The following is a 5,158-nucleotide window of genomic DNA, read 5'->3' as shown; positions in this document are numbered from 1 at the left end:
ATGGATTTGCTCTTCAATTTCAAAAGATGAAGATTGAACTGAAGAGTTTGATCCTGGCTCAGATTGAACGCTGGCGGTATGCTTAAGACATGCAAGTCGAACGGAATCTTCGGATTCAGTGGCGGACGGGTGAGTAACACGTGGGAATCTACTGAGTAGTGGGGGACAGCCCGGCGAAAGCCGGATTAATACCGCATACGCCCTACGGGGGAAAGGCGCAAGCCGCTATTTAATGAGCCCGCGTAAGATTAGCTAGTTGGTAAGGTAAAGGCTTACCAAGGCGACGATCTTTAGCTGGTCTGAGAGGATGGCCAGCCACATCGGGACTGAGACACGGCCCGGACTCCTACGGGAGGCAGCAGTCGGGAATATTGGACAATGGGCGCAAGCCTGATCCAGCAATACCGCGTGTGTGAAGAAGGCCTGCGGGTTGTAAAGCACTTTCAGTTGGGAAGATAATGACGTTACCAACAGAAGAAGCACCGGCTAACTCCGTGCCAGCAGCCGCGGTAATACGGAGGGTGCAAGCGTTAATCGGAATTACTGGGCGTAAAGCGTGCGTAGGCGGTTACTTAAGTCAGATGTGAAATCCCCGGGCTCAACCTGGGAACTGCATCTGATACTGGGTGACTAGAGTGTGGGAGAGGAGAGTGGAATTTCCGGTGTAGCGGTGAAATGCATAGAGATCGGAAGGAACATCAGTGGCGAAGGCGACTCTCTGGACCAACACTGACGCTGAGGCACGAAAGCGTGGGTAGCAAACAGGATTAGATACCCTGGTAGTCCACGCCGTAAACGATGTCAACTAGCCGTCAGGCCCGCTTTAGGGTTTGGTGGTGGAGCTAACGTATTAAGTTGACCGCCTGGGGAGTACGCTCGCAAGAGTAAAACTCAAAGGAATTGACGGGGGCCCGCACAAGCGGTGGAGCATGTGGTTTAATTCGATGCAACGCGAAGAACCTTACCTGGTCTTGACATGCAGTGAACTTTGCAGAAATGTATTGGTGCCTTCGGGAACACTGACACAGGTGCTGCACGGCTGTCGTCAGCTCGTGTCGTGAGATGTTGGGTTAAGTCCCGCAACGAGCGCAACCCCTATCCCTAGTTGCCAGCACGTAATGGTGGGAACTCTAAGGAGACTGCCGGTGACAAACCGGAGGAAGGTGGGGATGACGTCAAGTCATCATGGCCCTTATGACCAGGGCTACACACGTGCTACAATGGGTGGTACAGAGGGAAGCGATACCGCGAGGTGGAGCAAATCCCAGAAAGCCATCCGTAGTCCGGATCGGAGTCTGCAACTCGACTCCGTGAAGTCGGAATCGCTAGTAATCGCGAATCAGCATGTCGCGGTGAATACGTTCCCGGGCCTTGTACACACCGCCCGTCACACCATGGGAGTTTGTTGCACCAGAAGCAGGTAGTCTAACCGAAAGGAGGGCGCTTGCCACGGTGTGGCCGATGACTGGGGTGAAGTCGTAACAAGGTAGCCGTAGGGGAACCTGCGGCTGGATCACCTCCTTTACGAGAAACGCCGCTCACACGATCCCAAGTTCCCACACAAGTAGTCTGGCAGACCGCATTTATTGCAAGTGCTCTAGTACCGAACACGGGTCTATAGCTCAGTTGGTCAGAGCGCACCCCTGATAAGGGTGAGGCCGGTGGTTCAAATCCACCTAGACCCACCACTCTTGCACGGCAAAGGTTTTTCAGGGGCCATAGCTCAGCTGGGAGAGCGCCTGCCTTGCACGCAGGAGGTCGTCGGTTCGATCCCGTCTGGCTCCACCACTTTCAGATTCATCCTGAATCGAAAGGCATTGCAATAAATGTCAACACCACGGTAACTTCAAAAGTCACCGCAAAGCAAACTGGCTTCTTTACTAAAGAAAAGAGTTTATTTTGCACTGGCTTTTGTCAGTTCAACCTAAGTCATAGGTCGTTCTTTAACAACATGGAAAAATATCAAGGCGAGAAATATATACTGAGAAGATTTATATATCTCAAGATTGATCGTTACGAGATTATAGACACGCTGTAACCTGAGTCTACCTGCACAAAAGGAAGTAGACTGTTTCGGGTTATAGGATCAAGTGACTAAGCGTACACGGTGGATGCCTTGGCAGTCAGAGGCGATGAAGGACGTTATAGCATGCGATAAGCCCCGGGGAGTTTGCAAATAAACACTGATCCGAGGATTTCCGAATGGGGAAACCCACCACTTTTGTGGTATCCCGCAAGGGAAGCGAACGCAGGGAACTGAAACATCTAAGTACCTGTAGGAAAAGAAATCAACCGAGATTCCCCCAGTAGCGGCGAGCGAACGGGGACCAGCCGAATCTCTTTAATGTAGTGGAATGGTATGGAAAGGCCAGCGATACCGGGTGATAGCCCCGTACACGAAACGTTATAGAGGACATATTAAGTAGGGCGGGACACGTGAAATCCTGTCTGAAGATGGGGGGACCATCCTCCAAGGCTAAATACTCCTGACTGACCGATAGTGAACCAGTACCGTGAGGGAAAGGCGAAAAGAACCCTGGTGAAGGGAGTGAAATAGAACCTGAAACCGTGTACGTACAAGCAGTGGGAGCCCTATGGGGTGACTGCGTACCTTTTGTATAATGGGTCAGCGACTTACTTTCAGTGGCAAGCTTAACCGATAGGGGAGGCGTAGCGAAAGCGAGTCTGAACAGGGCGTTCAGTCGCTGGGAGTAGACCCGAAACCGAGCGATCTATCCATGGCCAGGTTGAAGGTGTAGTAACATACACTGGAGGACCGAACCCACTCCCGTTGAAAAGGTAGGGGATGAGCTGTGGATAGGAGTGAAAGGCTAATCAAGCTCGGAGATAGCTGGTTCTCCTCGAAAGCTATTTAGGTAGCGCCTCGTGTATCACTCCTAGGGGTAGAGCACTGTTATGGCTAGGGGGCTCTGACCGGCTTACCAACCCATTGCAAACTCCGAATACTAGGAAGTGCGAGCACGGGAGACAGACGGCGGGTGCTAACGTCCGTCGTCAAAAGGGAAACAACCCAGACCGCCAGCTAAGGTCCCTAAGTTGTGGCTCAGTGGGAAACGATGTGGGAAGGCACAGACAGCCAGGAGGTTGGCTTAGAAGCAGCCATCCTTTAAAGAAAGCGTAATAGCTCACTGGTCGAGTCGGCCTGCGCGGAAGATTCAACGGGGCTTAAGCCACACACCGAAGCTGCGGACTTGCGCAAGCAAGTGGTAGAGGAGCGTTCTGTACGCCTGTGAAGGTGAACTGGAAAGTTTGCTGGAGGTATCAGAAGTGCGAATGCTGACATAAGTAACGACAAGACGGGTGAAAAACCCGTCCGCCGAAAGCCCAAGGTTTCCTGCGCAACGTTAATCGGCGCAGGGTTAGTCGGCCCCTAAGGCGAGGCAGAAATGCGTAGTCGATGGGAAACAGGTCAATATTCCTGTACTAATTTATACTGCGATGGGGGGACGGAGAAAGCTAGGCCAGCAACCTATTGGATGGTTGTTTAAGCGTTTAGGTGGGGTTCTTAGGCAAATCCGGGAATTCAACACTGAGGCGTAATGACGAGTGTCTACGGACACGAAGTGGTTGATGCTATGCTTCCAAGAAAAGCCTCTAAGCTTCAGGTATAAAGTAACCGTACCCCAAACCGACACAGGTGGGCTGGATGAGAATTCCAAGGCGCTTGAGAGAACTCGGATGAAGGAACTAGGCAAAATGGTACCGTAACTTCGGGAGAAGGTACGCCCGCGCAAGCGGGCCGCAGAGACCAGGCCGCTGCGACTGTTTATCAAAAACACAGCACTCTGCAAACACGAAAGTGGACGTATAGGGTGTGACGCCTGCCCGGTGCCGGAAGGTTAATTGATGGGGTTAGCGCAAGCGAAGCTCTTGATCGAAGCCCCGGTAAACGGCGGCCGTAACTATAACGGTCCTAAGGTAGCGAAATTCCTTGTCGGGTAAGTTCCGACCTGCACGAATGGCGTAACGATGGCGGCACTGTCTCCATCCGAGACTCAGTGAAATTGAAATCGCTGTGAAGATGCAGTGTACCCGCGGCTAGACGGAAAGACCCCGTGAACCTTTACTGTAGCTTTGCACTGAACATTGAACTTGCTTGTGTAGGATAGGTGGGAGACTATGAAACTGGGACGCTAGTCCTGGTGGAGTCGTCCTTGAAATACCACCCTGGCAATTTTGATGTTCTAACCTCGACATAACAGTGTCAGGGACAGTGCATGGTGGGCAGTTTGACTGGGGCGGTCTCCTCCTAAAGAGTAACGGAGGAGCGCGAAGGTGTGCTAATCACGGTCGGAAATCGTGAGGTTTGTGTAAAGGCATAAGCACGCTTGACTGCGAGACAGACAAGTCGAGCAGGTACGAAAGTAGGTCTTAGTGATCCGGTGGCTCTGAATGGAAGGGCCATCGCTCAACGGATAAAAGGTACTCCGGGGATAACAGGCTGATTCCTCCCAAGAGTCCATATCGACGGGGGAGTTTGGCACCTCGATGTCGGCTCATCACATCCTGGGGCTGAAGCAGGTCCCAAGGGTATGGCTGTTCGCCATTTAAAGTGGTACGCGAGCTGGGTTCAGAACGTCGTGAGACAGTTCGGTCCCTATCTGCCGTGGGCGTTGGAGATTTGAGGGAAGCTGACCTTAGTACGAGAGGACCGGGTTGGACGAACCTCTGGTGTTCCTGTTGTCACGCCAGTGGCATTGCAGGGTAGCTATGTTCGGACGGGATAACCGCTGAAAGCATCTAAGCGGGAAGCCCCTCCCAAGATGAGATCTCCCTGACCCCTAGAGGATCCTGAAGGGCCGTTGGAGACTACGACGTTGATAGGCTGGGTGTGGAAGTGCAGTAATGTATGCAGCTAACCAGTACTAATTGCCCGTGAGGCTTGATCCTATAACCCAAAACGGTCTACGAGAGATGTATACATCGACGGCAGGCAACTGTCAGACCCCAGTATTACGTATCACTTGATATTTTTCCAGATTAGGTCGGGGAGACTAAAAACTTCCCAACCTTGCCAGTTTGCTTGGTGTCCATAGAGCTGTGGAACCACCTGATCCCATCCCGAACTCAGAAGTGAAACGCAGCATCGCCGATGGTAGTGTGGGGTCTCCCCATGTGAGAGTAGGTCAACGCCAAG

General features: G+C 52.3%; 2 tRNA genes and 3 rRNA genes. All 5 read left to right on the top strand.

Going from position 1 to position 5,158, the window contains the following annotated elements:
• Positions 1-35: 35 nt before the first annotated feature.
• A 16S ribosomal RNA gene (locus tag BLV87_RS18790) occupies positions 36-1,524 on the top strand.
• An 87-nt stretch (positions 1,525-1,611) separates the two neighbouring features.
• Positions 1,612-1,688, top strand: a tRNA-Ile gene (locus tag BLV87_RS18785).
• A gap of 24 nt (positions 1,689-1,712) precedes the next feature.
• Positions 1,713-1,788: transfer RNA gene (locus BLV87_RS18780), tRNA-Ala, on the top strand.
• A gap of 296 nt (positions 1,789-2,084) precedes the next feature.
• A 23S ribosomal RNA gene (locus BLV87_RS18775) occupies positions 2,085-4,911 on the top strand.
• A gap of 132 nt (positions 4,912-5,043) precedes the next feature.
• A 5S ribosomal RNA gene (gene rrf / locus BLV87_RS18770) occupies positions 5,044-5,158 on the top strand; the annotation flags it as partial.

This window comes from Thiothrix caldifontis (assembly GCF_900107695.1).
Lineage (GTDB): Bacteria > Pseudomonadota > Gammaproteobacteria > Thiotrichales > Thiotrichaceae > Thiothrix > Thiothrix caldifontis.
Note: the sequence above shows the minus strand (reverse complement) of the source record. Positions and strands in the feature narration are given on the sequence as shown.